The following is an 18,645-nucleotide window of genomic DNA, read 5'->3' as shown; positions in this document are numbered from 1 at the left end:
TGTTCCCTCTGGCCCAAAGCGCCACTCTGGAACATCGTGGAGTTCAGTTTTCCATGACCAAGCGTATGCTTATCGACACCACACACGCGGAAGAAACGCGTGTTGTGGTCATGGACGGTGACCGCGTTGAAGATTACGACGTCGAGACATCGTCCAAGAAACAGCTCAAGGGCAACATCTACCTCGCCAAGGTCATTCGCGTTGAGCCGAGCCTTCAGGCCGCTTTCGTAGAATACGGCGGAAACCGTCACGGCTTCCTCGCCTTCAGCGAAATTCACCCGGATTACTTCCAGATCCCGGTTGCAGACCGCGAAAAACTTCTGGCCCTTCAGGAAGAAGACGTTGCGTCCGAACAGCGCACTGATCTTCCGGAAAGTGAAGAAGAAACCGTCTCTGACGATACCGACGAGACCGAAAACCAGGATCGTCGCGCCCCGGAAACCGTCGGTGGTGAACACGACACCGGCGAGGAAAATGCTGCGTCCCGCCGCACAGCCCGCTTCCTGCGCAATTACAAGATCCAGGAAGTCATTCGCCGTCGTCAGGTCCTGCTCGTGCAGGTCGTGAAGGAAGAGCGTGGCAACAAAGGCGCTGCCCTGACCACCTACGTCTCCCTCGCCGGCCGCTACTGCGTCTTGATGCCCAATGCTCTGCGTGGCGGTGGCGTTTCACGCAAGATCACGTCCGACACCGATCGCCGTCGTCTGCGTGATCTGATTGCGGAACTGAACCTGCCCAAGTCGATGGCCATGATTGTCCGGACAGCCGGTGCAGGACGCCCGGGACCGGAAATCATCCGCGACTGCGAATACCTGCTCCAGTTGTGGGATGACATTCGCTCACATGCGCTGTCTTCCGTCGCACCGACGCTGGTTTATGAGGAAGCAAGCCTCATCAAGCGCGCGATCCGCGATCTGTTCTCCAAAGACATCGAAGACATCATGGTCGACGGTGAATCTGCCTGGAAGAGCGCCCGCGAATTCATGCGCCTGCTGATGCCGCACAACGCTGGCAAAGTGAAGCTGTGGCAGAACCGCGGTCAGAGCCTCTTCGCGCGTTACAACGTCGAAGGCCATCTGGATGCGATGTTCTCGCCGACAGCACGCCTGAAATCTGGTGGCTACCTCGTCATCAACCAGACAGAAGCGCTGGTCGCCATTGACGTGAACTCCGGCAAGTCCACCTCCCAGCGCAACATCGAGGAAACCGCCCTGCGGACCAACCTCGAAGCTGCGGAAGAAGTCGCACGTCAACTCCGCCTGCGTGATCTGGCTGGTCTCGTCGTGATCGATTTCATCGACATGGAGAGTCGCCGTCACAACGCCCAGGTCGAGAAGCGCCTCAAGGACTCCCTGCGTACGGACCGCGCACGCATTCAGGTCGGGCATATTTCCCATTTCGGCCTGCTCGAAATGTCCCGCCAGCGTCTGCGTCCGTCCATCGCGGAATCCCTGCTGACGCCGTGCCCGCACTGTCAGGGCACCGGCTTCATCCGTGGTACGGAAAGTTCCGCCCTGCATGTGCTGCGCGCCATTGACGAAGAAGGCACCCGCCAACGGGCTTCTGAAATCGAAGTCTATATCGGTTCAAGCATTGCGCTCTACATCCTGAACCACAAGCGCGACTGGCTGTCAGACATCGAGCAGCGTCACCGTATGCGTGTGATCTTCCGGACAGAAGAAGACCTGCCAGCATCCGAGATGCGCATCGAACGCCTGCGTCCGCAGACGGCCGCTGCCGCTCATGTCCCTGCCCAGGTTGCAGTGCCTCAGACGGTCCGTACGATCGAGATCATCGAAGACGAAGCTCCGACGCTTCCGCAGGCTATCGTTCCAGAGGCTGCTCCGGCCGCTGTGCGGGCCGAAGACGTCGAGCTAGAGACCAGTGACGAGGAAGAAGGCAACAACGGCAATCGCCGCCGCCGCCGTCGTCGTCGTCGTGGTCGCCGGGATCAGTCTTCCGAGAACGAGACGATTCAGCAGAATGTTTCTGAGGCCGAAGTCGAGCAACCTTCGCAGCCTCAGGAGCAGGACAACGAAGAAACCGGACTCATTCCGGGACGTCGTCGGACCCGCTTCAAGCGCGTTCAGAAGGAAGACGAAGCTGTTGCCGAAACCCCAGTGCCTGCACCTGCGCAGCCTGAGGCTCCGCAGCCGTCTCGTCAGGCACCCGCGCACAACCAGCGTCGTCGCGAAGAGCGTCCGGCATTTCAGCAGCGCAGCTATGTTGGACCAACACCGGCCGACCCGTTCGGTGGCAGCTTCGACATCTTCGACGTGATTGAACAGGCAGAGATGGAACAGGCAGCCCGCCCGGTTCGCACCTCTACAGCACAGCCTACCCCGATCGTGATTGAAGAAGCTCCGATTGCCACCATCACGGAAACAGTGGTTGAACCTGCTGCTGAAGCACAGGAAAAGCCAAAGCGTGGGCGCGGTCGCCGTAGCACGAAGGCTGTAAAGGCAGACACCGTAACGCCAGTTATGGTGGAAGAGGTTGCAGTCGAGGTTCCTGCTCCGGCAGCAACTGAAGAGGCCGAAGCCAAGCCAAAGCGCACTCGTGCCCGTCGCACGACCAAAGCCGCAGCCACCAAGGCTGAGGACGCGACAGTCGAAGCGACACCCGTTTCCGATGAGGACGCTCCGGCTAAGCCGAAGCGCGCGCGTCGCACGACCAAGGCTACACAAGCCAAGGCCGAGGACACGACGGGTGAAGACAATACTCTTCAGCCAATCAACATTGACGAACTTCCCCCGGCGACACGCCGCGTCGGATGGTGGAAGCGCTAAGAAGCGTTTCCATAACGTCTAAAAAAAGCCGACCGGATACCCCTCCGGTCGGCTTTTTTGTTGCTTGTCTCCGAATCCTAAAAGCAGCGTTTCAGACAGGTGGCAAGATCTGTTGAACCGCGCCACGGACCTGTTGGCGCTTCATAACAGTGATGAACAAAAATTCCTGTCATCGTGGCATAAGATCGAGCCGCTTCAGTAGAAAAGCCATTGGCAAGGTAAGTCGCGTACCACTGATCCTGAGGAACAGCCTCAGCCCGAACAGGTCGTCCCAGAAGATCACAAAGCACTTCCGCGACCTCGTCTGGCGTGTAAGTTTTTGGACCTTCGATATGGTAGATCTCGCCCTGACCTTCTTCGGAAAGCAGAATTTGCCCTGCGAAATGCCCAACATCTTCTGGCGCCACCATCGGGAAGGCCTGAGCAGACGGCAGCAGCGTCTTCATCACCCCTGTGGCTCTGACACTCTCCAGAAGCCCAATCCAGTTCGTCATGTAATAGGCAGCCCGCACAATACAAACCGGCATATTCAGGTTAGCAACACCTTGTTCCAGTTCGTAAAGTACGCCCAGATCTCCGCAGTGCGCGCCAGGCTGGGCACCATAAGTTGAGAGTACCACCAGCTTTTCCAAACGAACGCCCTGAAGCGCTGTGAGGAAAGAACGAACTGTTCTGCGCTCCTCAACATCCGTATCACCTGAAACGGCAGCAGGTGGGTTCAGAACAAATACCCTGCGCGCTGTCTGAAACAAGGCTCGTAAAGCCATTGTATCCAGTACGTCCAACGAGACAGCCTTAAACCCCTCGCCCGCTTCCGCATGAACATGACGACCAACAATCGTCACATCGTGACCTGCAGCCCGAACAGTCTCTGCGACAGCCCGTCCCACATGACCTGTTCCACCCAGAATAACATCCATGCCTGCACATCCCCTTTCCTGAAAATTGCCAAAACGCATTCGGCCCTCACGGAAGATCCGCAAGGGCCGAATGGGAAAATCACTCTGATCAGAAGGGCAATCAGGATTTTTTGACGAATTCCGACTTGAGATTCATGGCGCCAATCCCGGTGATCTTGCAGGCAATGTTGTGCCCGTCCGTCGCATCAACCAGACGGATGTTCTTCACCTTGGTGCCGCTTTTCACGACGAGCGAAGAGCCTTTGACTTTAAGGTCCTTCACAACGGTCACACTATCCCCATCGACGAGAACATTTCCGTTCGCATCCTTGATAACGGAGCTTCCTTCCCCCGCATCCCCCTGGCCTTCGGCTTCAGGATTCCATTCATTTGCACAATCCGGACAGACCCAGAGGGTACCATCCGGATAGACATGTTCGGACCCACATTTGGGGCACTTCAGATTATCAGTCATCGCAAGCCTCACTCTTTTGTGAGGCGCATCTTAAAGCACGGTGAATGATAGGGAAATGCGACAGCTCAATCTGAGCTGAAAACTTTTACCGGCACACGCTCTTGTTGCCATCCGCAGCAATAAACGTGCCTGTCAAAGGCTCGAAACAGGCATTTTGCGGACAGGAGGACGCAGTGCTTGCCAGCCCCTGAGCATAGACTGCCGCACCAGCCTGATTGGCTTCATGCAGCGCCGTGCCGCACAAAGGCGTATTTATTGGTGCAGAAGGATCATTGAGCAGCACTTTCTGCCCTGTATGTGGCGCTTCTTCAGCCAGCCCAGGTGCAAAATCCTGCGGAGGGATCTTCTGTGCCGGAGCCTGCACAGCCGTCTGGGCTGGAGCAGCAGACTGTTCGGCACAAGCCGCCAGAAGAGGCAGGACAACAAGGCTCAACCAGAACGGACGCATGTGAACTCCGGATTACAAGCCGGGCAACAGCCCGGCACTTCACGATTAAAGCCCGAGATCGCCCTGAGACGTCAGAGCATCCAGTTTTGCCCCACGTTCGCCATCAGCGAAAGAGAGAACAACACGGTCATTCACAGGAGTAGCCTTCGAACTGGTAACCGGGCGCCCTTTGCTATCCTGAACCAGCACATAGCCACGGCTCAGAATGGCTTTGGGGGACACGGCTTCCAGATGGCTTCCCAACCCTTCCAGACGTGCTTTTTGAAGACGAATGGCCCCGTTAAGCGTCTCGGGAGACAACCGCTGCCGTTCCACACGAAGATGGAAACGCTGTGCCGCGTTCTGCCATGCCGTCATCAAAGCTGTTTCTGCCTTCTGAAGCGCACTTCCCCGGCGTTCAATCATCAGCACAGGTGACGGAAGCTGACGGGAGGGTGCAGTCAACGCCGCCCGGGCACGACTGACGATCAGTTCCGGCGAGGGCAACTGATGCAAAGGCGCATCCAGCCGGCTTCTGATCCGCATCACATAGGCCGGAAGTGCCAGTTCAAGGCGCTGGCTGCGATCGTCCAGTCTCATGCGTGCGGTCGCCAGAAGAGACGGCAGATCCGGCAACCCAGCCGTAGCCTGTTCAAGCCGCCCGCGAGACAACTGCATAATCCGGCTCAACCCACCCGCCAGACGAGCCGTACGATGCGCCAGATCGGCCACCAGTTCGGAGCGTAGCGGAACGGCCATTTCCGCAGCAGCTGTGGGCGTTGGCGCACGTCGATCAGACACCAGATCAATCAGCGTGGTATCCGTTTCATGCCCGACCGCAGAAATCACCGGGATGGGACACGCCGCAACGGCACGCAAAACGCGCTCGTCATTGAACGCCATGAGGTCTTCCAGCGACCCGCCGCCACGCGCAACAATCAGAACATCTGGTCGGCGCGGTCTTTGCGCCATCCCTTCAATCGCTGCTGCAATCTGGGCCGCCGCCCCTTCCCCCTGCACAGCCACAGGCCACAGCAGGACATCACGCGGAAAACGACGCTCAATCGTCGTCTTAATATCGTGCAGGACCGCACCCGCGCGTGACGTGACAACACCAACGAGCGTCGGCAGGAACGGGATCGGCTTTTTGCGGTCAGCCTCGAACAGGCCCTCTTCCAGCAGTTTGCGGCGCAGGCGTTCAATGTTCGCCAGAAGCGCGCCCTCGCCCGCAAACTCCATGCGGTCAATGATGAGCTGATAGCTGGACCGCTCTCCGTAAGACGAGACCTTCCCCGTCGCGATGACTTCATTGCCGTTCTCAGGTGCCATCCCCAGACGGGACACGGTTCCGCGCCAGATCACGCCGGAAATCTTTCCGCCCTCGTCTTTCAGGGACAGATAGACATGCCCGGACGGGTAGCGCTTGAGCTCCGTGACTTCTCCACGCACCCGAACGCGACCGAATCCGGTCTCAAGCGTGCGCTTGATGGCTCCGGAAATCTCGGAAACTGAATATTGCGGCACATTCCCGCGCATGGACGCGGCATCACTCTCCATCATGGCGACAGTCTATGCTACGCACGCCCTCAGACGAAGCCCTGATCTCAGGGACCCGCATATGAAAAGGGAGAGCGGAATGCGCGTTTTGCTGGTCGGTTCCGGAGGGCGCGAACACGCCCTGGCAACATGTCTGGCGCGCTCGCCCAGTCTTTCGGCGCTTTATGCCGCTCCCGGCAACCCGGGCATGGCCTCTCTGGCAACGCTTGTTCCGCTGAAAGCCGATGACGTTGCAGGGCTTGTTGCTTTTGCAAAAGAGCAAAACATCGACCTGATCGTTCCCGGCCCTGAAGCGCCTCTGGTCGTCGGTCTGGCAGATGCCTGCGCCGAAGCTGGCATTCCCTGCGCTGGCCCCACCAAGGCTGCGGCCCTTCTGGAAGGCAGCAAGGCGTTCACCAAAGAAGTCGCAGACGCCGCTGCCATTCCAACGGCAAAGTGGGAACGCTTCGAAGATGAGGCACCAGCCCTTGAATTCGTTCGCCGTCGCGGTGCGCCAATCGTTGTGAAGGCCGATGGCCTGGCGGCCGGTAAGGGCGTGGTCGTGGCCTTGAGCGTCGAAGAAGCGGAAGACGCCATTCGCAAGCTCGGTATGCCGCTCGTTATTGAAGAATGTCTGGTGGGCGAAGAAGTCTCGCTGTTCGCCTTCTGCTCGGACGACAAGGCTGTTCTGATCGGCGCAGCCCGCGACCACAAACGTCTTGGCGATGGCGATACAGGGCCGAACACAGGGGGAATGGGCGCTATCTCCCCTCCATCCGGCTTTGATCGCGCGGCTCAGGAAAAGGCGCTGGACCTCAGCGTTCGTCCGATGCTGGCAGAAATGGTGCGTCGCGGAACACCTTTCCGTGGCGTGATTTTTGCTGGCCTGATGCTGACGAATGAAGGTCCCAAGCTGATCGAGTACAATGTCCGCTTCGGTGACCCGGAAGCGCAGGCTCTGCTCATCCGCCTCAAGTCAGACCTGCTCCCGATCCTTGCGGCTCTCGCAGACGGCAATCTCGATCATGCCGCTGCCGAGTTCTCCGACGAAGCCTCCATCTCACTGGTTCTGGCCGCCAGCGGCTACCCGGATGCTCCGAAAAAGGGTGGACGCATTTCAGGCATCGAACGCGCCGAAGCCGTCCCAGGCGTCTCGGTTTTCCATGCCGGAACAAAGCTGGTCGACGGCTTTCTTGTCGCAGACGGTGGACGTGTTCTGACAGTCTGCGCCAAGGCCGCTACGCCAGAAGACGCACGTCGTCTTGCTTATGAAGGCGCATCAGCCATCCAGTGGGACGACAAGATTTTCCGCACCGATATCGGCCTGTAAAAATACCCAATGGGTGTGAAGTGATCCCTGCATAAAGCTTCACTTCACACCCGCCTCAATCTGTCCGGTTCTCTGTGTGACGGCTGTACGTCCAGCGTGATTTTCATCAAAATGGAAATGCAGCGTCGGGCGAGACGTATTGTCTGGTTCAGGAAGGAAAAACGCCTGACCAGCATGCCTGTTTAGCAAAACAGCCGCCTTCCTGAAGACATCTCCCCCAAGGGCTGCAGTCGAAATATCAGACTGGAACAGCACATTCAGGGAACCGGGAGTATACCCACCAATATCCAGTCCATTAAGAACAGACTGGTGCCCGACCGATATCCCGACATACCGGGTCGTCACGATCTGTTCATGCCGGATGTCATCCGACGTCAGGCTCAGGGCGTCTGCCCAGGATGTCGGTAAAACCGTTTCTGATAAATCCGGGTCAAGAACCATATCCTGAGATGTTGAATTGGCGCGAACAGCAATCAGTGCTCCACGCCGCAGTTCCACAACATGTGCCTGAGCCCCCATGAGACGATGCGCCGCATCCTTGCAGGCCTTGTCTGTTCGAAACTTCAGAAACGCCAGCTTTCCGTTGGGAATGTCGAAGAGAACATCGGTCCCGGAGAATACGTCGCTCCCCAGCCCCAGCATTCCAATGAGGGGCCGGCCATCGACACGGTGCTCAGCCTGACCGTCCAGAAGATTGGCAGCCATTTCTCCCAGATCCATTGGTCCGATCTGCACATCATCAAGAAGTGTTCGGGAGGTTAACGTCACCGCGCCATTCTGGGCTTTCAAGGGCATCTCCGCTCCACGCGGGAACCACAGCTTTCCGGCATCGTGAACCATAACGCGCCCGAACATTGGGCTGACATACATGGCCGCATCCACGCCGTTGACCTTGACCGGAATAATCGGCGCGTCCCCCGGGCCACCCAGCAAAGGAAGAACAACCGCAGCTTTGATGCAGTCATCAGATGATTTCTGTGTTTCCTGCGTGCTCGCTTTCCCGATACTCAAAACAACAAGACACACGCCCATGAGTCTAACGAACAAAACTCTCATGAATCGTCTCCTTGCAGGCCACGCAATACAGGGGAGGCATCAGCAAAGACTATTTACACAATATTATTCTCGTTCGGGCGTTATTTTACCCAAACATGCGAAAACAGCATGTGGTTCAAAAGCGTAGAGTAATAATTCCCCAGCCTTTTCGATACAAAATCAATGGTCTTCATCTGGATCATCGGCGCACCCGGCATCTGGCGCATGATCTCGTGCCCCGCCTCCTGCCAGATGGGCGCGGCTTTGGCGGGGTCAGTCTGTGCCTTGGCCTGCTCGAACAGGCCCTGAACATGCTGGTCACAGAAGCCGGTAAAGTTTGGAGAAATGGTAGAATTGGGGTGGTAGTTATCACACCCAAACAGATCATCCAGAAACGTCGACGCAGACGGATAATCGGCAAACCAGTAGGCCAGAGCGATTTGAACATGGTTGGCCGTATTCTGCTCGTAAGAGTCTGCCAGACCAGCCGTAATCGGTCGCAACTGCGCTTTCAGGCCAATCTGCTGAAGCACATTCCGCAAATACGTCCCCATGCCCAGTTCGATAGCGCGATTAGGGACAACCAATGTAACCGCCTGTCCTTCCGCACCAGCCTCCCGAACCAGCCGCCGAGCCTCTTCCAGATTTTGCGGGCAGGATAACCCAAGATCCGCACCCGGAATACCATGAGGCACCATCTGGCAGAGCGGTTCAGAAATGGCGCTCCCACCAAACAGGATCGTCATGGCATGACGGTTTACCGCCAGACTGACCGCTTGCCGGACCCGCTGATCCGTAAACGGTTTTTCATGAACATTCATCGCCAGATAATAAAGGCCAAGAAGCGGCTCGATATGCACTTGGGACGTATATTTCGCCCCTAGCTCTCCCAGTCGGTCGGAGGGCTTGGCATCCAGCATCCAGTCATATTGCCCCTGCTCAACGGCCGTAATCTGCGCTTCGTCTGACAGGCCGAAACTGTACTCGATATGATCGACGAACCCATCCGTCTGCGCCTGCGGATTCCAGACGTGAAAGTAGGCGTTCCGCTCCAGAGATAATCCGTGCTCGGGATCGTAATGCGTGATCCGGTAAGGGCCCGTCCCCGGTGCTGTCGCATTTCCAAGATCGTGAGACGAAATTCCGGCAGGCAGGATAACAGCATGGGGAAATGCCAGCTTGTAGAGAAACTCTCCATCCTGATGCGTCAGATGAAAAACGATTGTGCCATCCGGATGACCTTCAACGCCTGGCAACGTGCAATGATCTGGCGCATCCAGGCACTCTTTCGCCCCGACAATCCCACCATAAAACGACGCGGCCGTCGGACTGCCAACGCGGTAGATCCGGCGGAAAGACGCAACGACGTCCTCAGCACGGACAGGCGACCCGTCCGAAAATTTCAGGCCAGATCGCAGATGCAGCGTCCATGTCAAACCATCCGGACTGATGGTCGGCATGGCTTCGGCCAGATCAGGCACAACATCCAGCCCGGAAGGACCGCGCGCCTGACGGAACGTCAGCAGAGGGTCGTACATGTTGACGAACACCTGCATGTACTGCGTGCCGTAATTGACCTGCGGATCCAGCGTTCCTCCTGGACCATCTGCCGTCAGACGGAGCGTCCCTCCCCGATGCGGGCTACCGAGCGTCTGCCCATCCCAGTCTGGCGGTGTCCGCTCCTGGGCAACAGCGGTTCCTGCCAAACCAAGAGACAAGGCAAGAACCAGAGCCGACAGCCGCATCGTCACTCAGCGCTTTGCAAGCTGGCGCAGACGCGCAATCAGGGCATCGGCATCACCCGTCGCATCAATCGTACCCGCATACCGGGCATTCGGGTCCATGATGACAATCCGCGGAGCCGGAACGTAATGGTCGCCCTCTTTGTCATCCGGCGCATGATATTCGGCCGTCATGGCTTTGATCATGTTGGGCGTTCCCGTGAACGGCATAACATGAGGCGCAACCGGAATAACGTAGTTCCTGAGGGCTTCATTCTCATCAAACGGATCCAAAGACACCGCCAGCGGCGAGACACGCACGCCTTCTGCATGGAGCGTCTGATAAGCCTGCTCCATGCTCTTCAGCACGGGCTGGCAGCGATCTTCCGGGCAGTTCGTGTCGAAGAACCACACCAGCATCCATGTTCCGTGGAAGTCTCCTTCCGTGACCGTACTTTCCCCAAGGGAATCAAGGCGGAAGCTGCCACCGACTTCATTTCCATTGGACTGCACCAGAAGTCCGGGGCCACCATGAGAGGCCAACTGGAAGCCGACCCCGGCCAGAACCGCCGCAACCGCCAGCACTCCCCAGATAATGCGATTGCTGACCCGCTTGCGGCGTTCGTGTTGGGTTTCCATGCTCGTTCAGTCTCTCAGTGTGCGTCAGCCCAGCTCGGGCCAATACCGGTTTCAACCTCAAGCGCCACATCCAGCTTTGCGGCACTTTCCATTTCCTGACGGACGAAATCCGCCAATTTCTGCGCATCCTGCTCTTGAACTTCGAAGAGCAGTTCGTCATGCACCTGAAGCAGCATCTGCGCCTTGAGGCCTGTTTCAGGCAGCTTTCTCGCCAGACGCACCATAGCGCGCTTGATGATGTCAGCAGCGCCACCCTGAAGCGGCGCATTGATGGCCTGACGTTCCGCATAGGACCGGCGAGCGCCGTTTTTGTCCTTGATGCCAGGCACATAACAGCGGCGACCAAACGGCGTCAGAACGTAACCGTGTTCCTTCGCCTCTTCTTTGGTGCGGTCCATATATGCGCGAATACCGGGATAGCGGGCAAAATACGCATCAATATAAGAGCGTGCTTCGCCCGGCGAAATCTGAAGCTGACGCCCCAGACCAAAAGCCGAAATCCCGTAAATAATGCCGAAATTGATGGCTTTGGCCCGACGACGGGTCAGCGGATCCATACCTTCAATGGGAATACCGAACACTTCGGAAGCCGTACGGGCATGAATATCCTGCCCCAGATGGAATGCCTCCAGCAAAGGCTCGATCTTCGCCACATGAGCCAGAAGTCGCAATTCGATCTGACTGTAATCCGCCGACACTAGAACATGCCCCGGGGCCGCCACGAAGGCCTTGCGGATCAGCGCACCTTCTTCTGTACGGATCGGAATGTTCTGAAGGTTCGGCTCATTGGAAGACAGACGTCCGGTGGTCGTAATGGCCATCTGGAAGGACGTGTGAACACGCTGCGTCCCTTGGTCCATCTGCTCAACCAGCGCATCAGCATAAGTGGATTTCAGCTTGGCCAACTGACGCCAGGATAGGATCTTCTGCGGCAGATCATGCCCCTGCTCCGCCAGTCCCTCAAGGACAGAAGAATCCGTCCCCCAGGAGCCGCTCTTGGTGCGTTTCCCACCCGGAAGCTCCATTTCATCGAACAGGATCTCACCAAGCTGCTTGGGCGATCCAACATTGAAACTGCGCCCAACCTGCTCGTGAATATCCTTCTCGATCACCGCCATGCGCATCGCAAAATCGGCCGACATGCGCCGTAGTTCGACCGCATCCACCTTGATCCCGACGTCTTCCATATCCGTCAGAACCTCAATCAGAGGCCGCTCGATTTCTTCATAGAGGGCCAGCGACTGACGAATACGCAGTTGCGGACGAAGCACCTGCCACAGCCGCAGCGTGACATCAGCATCTTCCGCCGCATAAGCCGTCGCCTGATCCAACGGCACTTCAGCGAACGGAATGCGCTTGCGCCCCGTTCCCGTCACGGAATCATATGTGATCGGCGTATGCCCCAGATGAAGCTGGGAGAGCTCATCCATGCCCTGCCCGTGCTCTCCCGCAGACTGCGCATAGGAGATGAGCATCGTATCGTCGATCGGCGTAATTTCAGGCAGGCCAGCCTTACGGAACACCGTCAGATCATATTTCGCGTTCTGGAAGATCTTCAGAACAGACGGATCACGCATTAACGGCTCAAGGCGCTTCAGCGTCTCTGCACGATCAAGCTGCTGATCGGTTGGCTGATCGTCCGGCCCATCTTGCAACAGATCCCGCTTGCCTTCATGCAGGAACGGCACATAACAGGCCTTCCCCGGCGCGACAGACAGCGACAACCCAACCATATTGGCCTGACGCGCATTGAGACTGTCCGTCTCCGTATCCACAGCCACAAATCCGGCTGCCCGTGCGTCAGTAATCCACCGATCCAGCGTCTCGAAATCCGTTACGGTTTCGTACGGCCCATAAGACGCCGCAGAAAGCGTGACCGTAGGCGCTTCACCTTCCGCCGGAGCGACTGCCTTGGGACGAAACGTAGACTTCGGCTTCGCAGCCAATCCCAGCCCCATCCGCTGGATCGTGGAATGGAAACCCATCGTGTCGAGCCAGTCCCGGAGCGTTTCCTGAACCGGCTCACGGCACCCCAGTTCCTCAATCGGCTGAGGTAACGGTACATCATCCGCCAGCAGAACCAGCTTGCGAGACATCCGGGCGGCATCCGCAAATTCGATCAGGTTCTGGCGGCGCTTGGAGGCTTTCATACTCTCCGCAGCATCCAGAACCTTTTCCAGCGTGCCATATTCATTAATGAGCTGGGCCGCACCCTTCGCGCCAATACCGGGCACACCCGGCACGTTATCAGTAGAGTCTCCCATCAGAGCCTGAACATCGACAACCTGATCCGGCCGCACACCAAACTTGGCCTCAACCTCAGCTTCCCGAATCGGCTTCTGCTTCATCGGGTCCATCAGTTCGACGCCAGGGCAGATCAACTGCATCAGATCCTTGTCCGACGAGATGATCGTGCACCGGCCGCCCTGCTCCACAACAGCCTTGGCATAGCTCGCGATCAGATCGTCCGCTTCCCAACCGGCCAGTTCAATCGCAGGCACATTGAAAGCCGCAGTCGCATCCCGGATCAGGCCGAACTGCGGGCGCAGATCTTCCGGTGGCTCGGGACGATGTGCCTTGTACTGCGGGTAAATCTCGTTGCGGAACGTGTACCGTCCGGCATCAAAAATAACAGCCAGATGTGTGCCAACATGGTCGCGCAGCAGGCGCGTCAGCATATTCGTGAAGCCATAAACCGCATTGACCGGCACGCCATCCGGGCTCGTCATGGGCGGCAGGGCATGGAAAGCACGGAAAATGAACCCAGACCCGTCAATCAGAACCAGATGAGGCGTTTCAGACGGCACGAATATCTCCCTTCTCGCCCGGAAGGGGCGGACGCTCTAAAATCCCTGCGATGATAGGCTCATTCCACTCCGTTTCAAACCGCCTGCGGCGTCTTTCCTGCACCTTCGTCTGCTTTGCAGCCTGTACGCTGCTTGTCGGAGCCTGCACACACCGCCCAATGCCGGACCTGCACCCAACAGCAAAAGAAACAGCCCTCATCCTCCCGGATGTGACGCTCAGCATGTCGGATAGTACTCACATTCCTTTAAGAATTTATCCCGCAGCACACCCCTTGAAGGCCGCTATTCTGGCCCTTCATGGCTTCGGAGACAGCCGGGATGCGTGGGAGTTCTTTGCCCCGCCCCTGAGCACTGCCGGTATCGAAATCGTCGCCTCAGACCAGCGAGGCTTCGGAGCGACACAGGACGCAGGCGGCTGGAGCAGCACGACGCAAATGGTTGAGGACGTACGCGAAGAGCTTGCGTGGCTTCACAGCCGTTATCCCGACCTGCCTCTTTATGTCATGGGCGAAAGCATGGGCGGAGCGGTCGCCCTGCTTCTCGCCACCGATCCGCCACCAGAGCTATCAGGCACAATTCTGCTCGCTCCAGCCATCATGAAAATCGGCGAGCCATGGCAGACTGTTCTGGATGGTATCGACACAGTCGCCCCTCACTGGAAACTGGATGGATCAGCCGTCCCCGGAGAACGCGTTGCAAGCGACAACATTCATGCCCTGCGTCGGATGTATTTCGACCCGTTGACCCAGCACAGTTCGACAGTTCATCCACTTGCTGGCCTGACCCATCTCATGACCGCAGCGTTCAACGCCGCCCCACACATCAGAACGCCAATGCTCATGGTGTTCGGCGGTCGAGACCAGTTCGTCCTGCCCCCATACACCGCACGTTTTCTGAAGCGTCTCCCCGCCGCCGTCCGACTGGATGAATTTCCGACAGCCCACCACCTGATAAGCCGCGACAAACGTATTACCGCGCAGGATGTAGCCTCCTGGATCCTGACGCCAGACCGCGCTTTGCCCTCCGGGGGAGACATTGCCGCAGCCCTCTGGAAAGCAACAGCTCAACCGTGATTGAACAAAATGCCGATTGGGGCTTGGCAAGCCCATCCTGAACCGTCTATTGGAAACCCGACGGACCCGTAGCTCAGCTGGATAGAGCGTTGCCCTCCGAAGGCAAAGGTCACGCGTTCGAATCGCGTCGGGTCCACCACCAATCTCAGAAATCGCTATTTTCCGCCAGTTTTTCGGCAGGTTTGACACCTTCCTCCGGGGGCAAATCGCAGAAAGCCGATAGGGCTGCCCAGGACGTCAAAGATGCAGAAGACGCACTCAATCGGACCTCAGCTATGGCCCAAGCTGCACCTCTATCCGCTATGTGCCCTACCCTCGTTTCGTACTCAGATGCTGAGCAAAAGGAATTAGCGAGTGAGATCCGAAAAAGCCCGCAGCCGCAGTTGATGCGCTGGATAGGAGATTATATCGGACTTCGTGATCAGGTCCGAGCATGCCGGAGTTAGCAACTCTGAACGAAATGAAATGTCTATATTTATTGGGGTCTGGCGCGGAGCCAGCTTTTAATTGGTTGAGCGCTTAAATTATGAAATGGGGAGGCAAATGCCTCCCCATCGGCCCTTAAAGCCTGTTAACCGACCTGACGCAGTTCGGTCTCAGCCACAGGAGCGTCCATCAGATAGGGTCCGCTAGAGACAATCTGAAGGGAAAGCACACTGGGGTCTCTGCTCAACGTGACATGACTCTGGAGTGGCAGAGCCGCGTTGCCATCCGTCCAACGATAGGTGGGGGATTCCAGACCGTGCCAGCCTGACAGATCAGCTATCGACAGATGTGTTGTCAGGTTCGTTGTCTGACGAGCGGCAAACAGAGACACCTCTCCTACCAGCACACCAAGATCACGGCGATCATCCACAAATGGTCCGATCGTGTCGCTCGGACGGCTGGTCCGGGAGACGAGACGGACAGTCGCAACATTTGCAGGGATCATGAACATGACCCGATCATGCGCCGTACGCAGCGGACGAATAACCTGGCCAAAGTTCGTGACCAGATGCAGATCCGGGTCTGTGGTCAGTTCCGGCTGAGGCGCAACACTGGTGGCGCGTGCCGCAATGGCTGCATGGATCGGCTCGACGAAAGCTCGGGACGTCTCAAGCGGCAGCGTTGATGAACCGCCCGTTTTTCTGGAGCCTCCGAAAAGGGCCGTCACGGTATGGTTGTCGAACCGGTCACGATTGCCTGTATCGAGATAGCTCTCGGTCAGTGCATTTTCAGCCCAGACGGCTTCATGGCTGTCCAGTTCCACGTGGTAGTAGGTGTAGCTGTTGATCGTGCGATCAATCAGGATTGAGGTGCCATTGACCAGCATACGGGCCGGGACGAGCTTGCCCTCGAAGACCATGCAGTGCTCCTGCGTGACCAGCAGATCACGGGACGGAACACCATCGGCCAGAGCGCCCTCACGGATGCGAACGAGCCAGTTGTCTTCAGGAACAGGCTGGCTTGCTACCGTGATGGAACGATGACCCAGCCATTTGACGGGCATCGCGCCCTTTGGTGTCATGACCAGTGTACCGGGCACGAGGGTTTCGACCGCTGCTTCGCCATCCGGTGTCATCAGCGATGTGCCTTCTGCAAAGCACGTCGTGTAAACTAGGCCGCCATTGCTGTCAGACGAGAGCGTATAACCGTAGTTGCTGGCACCCGGTACGTTCAGCGAGTAGCTGCCACCTTTGGTGTAAAATGTGATGCCGGTAGATGTTGTAGTAACACTGGTGACACTTGCGGCAGGAATGGACGCAAGCTCGATCGTATCCGTCGGAGACCAGTTGGAAATGGTGTTGGTCGGCATTGTCGTGCCGCTGATGACCAGATTTGCACCGTCACCCGCCAGCGAGACAACGCCGGTGCCCGCAGTTCCATTCAGAACCAGTGTACCACCGGAAGAGACGGTTTGCGTACCCGCGATAACACCACCGGAAGAAATAACAGTCTTACCGCCAGCCGCAATCACAGTGCCAGAAACTGTACCTCCGCTCTGAATAACAAGCGTGTTTCCGGATGTTACGTTATAAGCCGCGCTGTTGGCATTACTCCATGTTACCCCGCTATCAATTATAATCGTGCCGCCAGTTCCACTGCCAAACCGATTGCTGCTTGGGGTTGCGCCGCTGGCAATTTCCAGAGTTCCGCCGTTAACCAGATTAGCGGACCCGGTTGCGCCAGAGCCCAGATACAGGCGCCCGCCACTTTCAATCGATACACCTGACGTGAGGGAGTTTGCCCCTGAGCCCGAAGCGATCAACTGCGCAGAACCTGAGAGTGTTCCGCCGTAAACCGCTCCATAATTGGTTACAGTGCCACTATAAATATAGTTACTGGCAGCACTGAGAACACCCGCGCTCGCGACTGTGGTAAGGCCCGATACGACACCTCCCGACTGAACATTAACCGTTGCGCCGGAATTAACGGTATTAATGGAAAGGGTAGCACCGGAAACAACCGCCTGCGTCCCGCGTAAAATACCTCCGGAAGAAATAACTGTCGTTCCGCCGGATGCAATCACAGTGCCTGTGACAACACCTCCACTCTGGATAATCAGAGTATTACCAGAAGTTACGCCCAAGCTTGTCGTGTTATTGTTGCTCCAGGTAGTGCCACTATCAATGATGATAGTTCCACCCGTTCCGCTTCCAAATCGGTTATTGCTGGGGGTAGCTCCCCCTGCGATCTCAAGTGTGCCACCATTGACGAGATTGGCAGACCCCGTAGCACCAGACCCCAGATAAAGGCGCGTGCTGCTCCCGACACTGACGTTGCTAATAACAGACCCGGTATAAGCACTCAGCGCTGCACCAGAGCCGGTAAGCGTCCCATTTGTCACTGTAGAGCCTGAAGAGACGTTGATTGTGCCCTCCAGAAGCGTTCCAGCATTTGCTGTAATCACGGCTCCTGTTGCCACATTACCGCCGCTGATCACAGCTCCGTTGGCGGCGCTTAAAACACCACCACTAAAGGCGTTAACGGCCAGCACTGTTGCGCCGGTTGCAGCACTAACAGTGCCACCTCCTGCGATGAACGGATTGTCAGCCGTTGCACCTGCAGAGAGATATCGAATGCCGCCACTCTGAATGACCCCTTGGAATGAGGACCCTCCACTGGAGATATAATCCTTACCTCCACTACTGACGACGCCGTTACGGACGATACCGCCGGAAAGAACAAACCGCTGACCGCCATTGTGCTGGTCTTGCGTAACGCCGCCGCTCGAGACGGTTTCAACGTCTCCATACACGAGCTCATTCGAAGCAACCTGCCCCGACGAAACGTTATAAGTCGCCATGGTCTTTTATCCTCACCGACAAGCCACAAGAAACGAAAGAAAAATGTCGTGGATGGTGGCTCATTGAACAGTTTCACCGGAGCGCTCGAGTGTTATCTTTTGAGCAACAACAGTGAGAGGAAAAACCAAACCATGTCCTAGTGTTTCATCTCAAGCGTTTTTTGCGTTTGGCTTCGCCTCTCGTTTTAACGATTTCTTAATGAAACAGGAGACAACGTTTATTTTCTCAAAGAGGAATTTGAAAAAATGTAGAAATGATAAGAAGATTTTTGATCGTAATAATTTTTGATCAAAAATCTCTTCATTCGAGAAAATGATAATTTTCTTTGTAAATATTATTCCTTCGATTCGGCTTTTATGTCCGAATCCAGCGTAAAATTTACGATCCCTAATGTAACTTTTGATAACCAATATTTTGGTACTGGTTTCCATATTATAAATGGTCAATAATCATGACCTTCTTGTTTTATCAGATCCTTTTTTAATGCTCTATCGTGCGATTTGAAGGAGGCGTATGTCTGCGTCTGATGTGACTTCCGTGTCTGCCCAGACAGAGGAGGCTCCAGTGCCTCTCCCGTCCTCTGCGCCGGGTGCTTCGCCTGCTGTCGAGACAGAGACGAAATCTCCC

Annotated in this window: 12 protein-coding genes and 1 tRNA gene; 4 read left to right on the top strand and 9 right to left on the bottom strand. The window is 56.7% G+C overall.

The features are described 5' to 3' along the window. Positions 1–53 precede the first annotated feature (53 nt). On the top strand, positions 54–2,789 hold the full coding sequence (locus GJA01_RS06400; RefSeq protein ID WP_253783292.1) for an Rne/Rng family ribonuclease: 2,736 nt from the start codon (positions 54–56) through the stop codon (positions 2,787–2,789). Positions 2,790–2,866: 77 nt separating this feature from the next. Here GJA01_RS06400 and GJA01_RS06395 read toward each other — a convergent pair whose 3' ends face one another. The 4 genes from GJA01_RS06395 to xseA all read right to left on the bottom strand — a co-directional run bounded on the left by GJA01_RS06395 (position 2,867) and on the right by xseA (position 6,150). Then, the gene (locus tag GJA01_RS06395; RefSeq protein WP_062503947.1) at positions 2,867–3,709 is read right to left on the bottom strand and encodes an NmrA family NAD(P)-binding protein; all 843 of its coding nucleotides are present in this window, start codon (positions 3,707–3,709) and stop codon (positions 2,867–2,869) included. Between the two features lie 100 nt (positions 3,710–3,809). After that, positions 3,810–4,163 (bottom strand): zinc ribbon domain-containing protein YjdM, encoded by a 354-nt coding sequence (locus GJA01_RS06390; protein ID WP_010502654.1) that lies wholly within the window; start codon positions 4,161–4,163, stop codon positions 3,810–3,812. Positions 4,164–4,248: 85 nt separating this feature from the next. Continuing rightward, positions 4,249–4,611, bottom strand: coding sequence for a hypothetical protein (locus GJA01_RS06385; RefSeq protein WP_062503945.1), 363 nt, complete (start codon positions 4,609–4,611; stop codon positions 4,249–4,251). 45 nt (positions 4,612–4,656) lie between these two features. Continuing rightward, entirely contained in the window at positions 4,657–6,150 is a 1,494-nt protein-coding gene (xseA, locus tag GJA01_RS06380; protein WP_062503943.1) for an exodeoxyribonuclease VII large subunit, read from the bottom strand. 76 nt (positions 6,151–6,226) lie between these two features. On the opposite strand from xseA, the gene purD reads away from it, so the two are divergent. Beyond that, the gene (gene purD / locus GJA01_RS06375; RefSeq protein ID WP_062503942.1) at positions 6,227–7,456 is read left to right on the top strand and encodes a phosphoribosylamine--glycine ligase; all 1,230 of its coding nucleotides are present in this window, start codon (positions 6,227–6,229) and stop codon (positions 7,454–7,456) included. A gap of 39 nt (positions 7,457–7,495) precedes the next feature. On the opposite strand, the gene GJA01_RS06370 is transcribed toward purD, so the two are convergent. From GJA01_RS06370 to polA, 4 genes are all read right to left on the bottom strand, one after another. Continuing rightward, positions 7,496–8,512 (bottom strand): hypothetical protein, encoded by a 1,017-nt coding sequence (locus GJA01_RS06370; protein ID WP_062503940.1) that lies wholly within the window; start codon positions 8,510–8,512, stop codon positions 7,496–7,498. A gap of 80 nt (positions 8,513–8,592) precedes the next feature. Then, entirely contained in the window at positions 8,593–10,236 is a 1,644-nt protein-coding gene (locus tag GJA01_RS06365) for an ABC transporter substrate-binding protein (RefSeq protein ID WP_062504032.1), read from the bottom strand. 6 nt (positions 10,237–10,242) lie between these two features. Continuing rightward, positions 10,243–10,851 (bottom strand): SCO family protein, encoded by a 609-nt coding sequence (locus GJA01_RS06360; protein WP_062503938.1) that lies wholly within the window; start codon positions 10,849–10,851, stop codon positions 10,243–10,245. 14 nt (positions 10,852–10,865) lie between these two features. Next, positions 10,866–13,658: a DNA polymerase I gene (gene polA / locus GJA01_RS06355; RefSeq protein WP_062503936.1), complete on the bottom strand. Its 2,793-nt coding sequence runs from the start codon at positions 13,656–13,658 to the stop codon at positions 10,866–10,868. Between the two features lie 50 nt (positions 13,659–13,708). Between polA and GJA01_RS06350 the strand changes: the two genes are divergently transcribed. Both GJA01_RS06350 and GJA01_RS06345 read left to right on the top strand, forming a co-directional pair. Beyond that, positions 13,709–14,731, top strand: a complete 1,023-nt coding sequence (locus tag GJA01_RS06350; RefSeq protein ID WP_253783290.1) for an alpha/beta fold hydrolase — start codon at positions 13,709–13,711, stop codon at positions 14,729–14,731. Between the two features lie 62 nt (positions 14,732–14,793). Continuing rightward, positions 14,794–14,870, top strand: a tRNA-Arg gene (locus GJA01_RS06345). A gap of 432 nt (positions 14,871–15,302) precedes the next feature. Here GJA01_RS06345 and GJA01_RS06340 read toward each other — a convergent pair. Continuing rightward, positions 15,303–18,017, bottom strand: a complete 2,715-nt coding sequence (locus GJA01_RS06340; protein WP_062503932.1) for a Hint domain-containing protein — start codon at positions 18,015–18,017, stop codon at positions 15,303–15,305. Positions 18,018–18,645: the final 628 nt, after the last annotated feature.

The sequence above is a fragment of the Gluconobacter japonicus genome, from assembly GCF_002723975.1.
GTDB lineage: Bacteria > Pseudomonadota > Alphaproteobacteria > Acetobacterales > Acetobacteraceae > Gluconobacter > Gluconobacter japonicus.
Note: the sequence above shows the minus strand (reverse complement) of the source record. Positions and strands in the feature narration are given on the sequence as shown.

Coding starts and splice junctions, on each gene's coding strand:
- purD (WP_062503942.1), top strand. CDS start 6,227: ATGCGCGTTTTGCTGGTCGGTTCCGGAGGGCGCGAACACGCCCTGGCA.
- xseA (WP_062503943.1), bottom strand. CDS start 6,150: ATGATGGAGAGTGATGCCGCGTCCATGCGCGGGAATGTGCCGCAATAT.
- GJA01_RS06370 (WP_062503940.1), bottom strand. CDS start 8,512: ATGAGAGTTTTGTTCGTTAGACTCATGGGCGTGTGTCTTGTTGTTTTG.
- GJA01_RS06340 (WP_062503932.1), bottom strand. CDS start 18,017: ATGGCGACTTATAACGTTTCGTCGGGGCAGGTTGCTTCGAATGAGCTC.
- GJA01_RS06360 (WP_062503938.1), bottom strand. CDS start 10,851: ATGGAAACCCAACACGAACGCCGCAAGCGGGTCAGCAATCGCATTATC.
- GJA01_RS06365 (WP_062504032.1), bottom strand. CDS start 10,236: ATGCGGCTGTCGGCTCTGGTTCTTGCCTTGTCTCTTGGTTTGGCAGGA.
- GJA01_RS06385 (WP_062503945.1), bottom strand. CDS start 4,611: ATGCGTCCGTTCTGGTTGAGCCTTGTTGTCCTGCCTCTTCTGGCGGCT.
- GJA01_RS06400 (WP_253783292.1), top strand. CDS start 54: ATGACCAAGCGTATGCTTATCGACACCACACACGCGGAAGAAACGCGT.
- GJA01_RS06390 (WP_010502654.1), bottom strand. CDS start 4,163: ATGACTGATAATCTGAAGTGCCCCAAATGTGGGTCCGAACATGTCTAT.
- GJA01_RS06395 (WP_062503947.1), bottom strand. CDS start 3,709: ATGGATGTTATTCTGGGTGGAACAGGTCATGTGGGACGGGCTGTCGCA.
- GJA01_RS06350 (WP_253783290.1), top strand. CDS start 13,709: ATGATAGGCTCATTCCACTCCGTTTCAAACCGCCTGCGGCGTCTTTCC.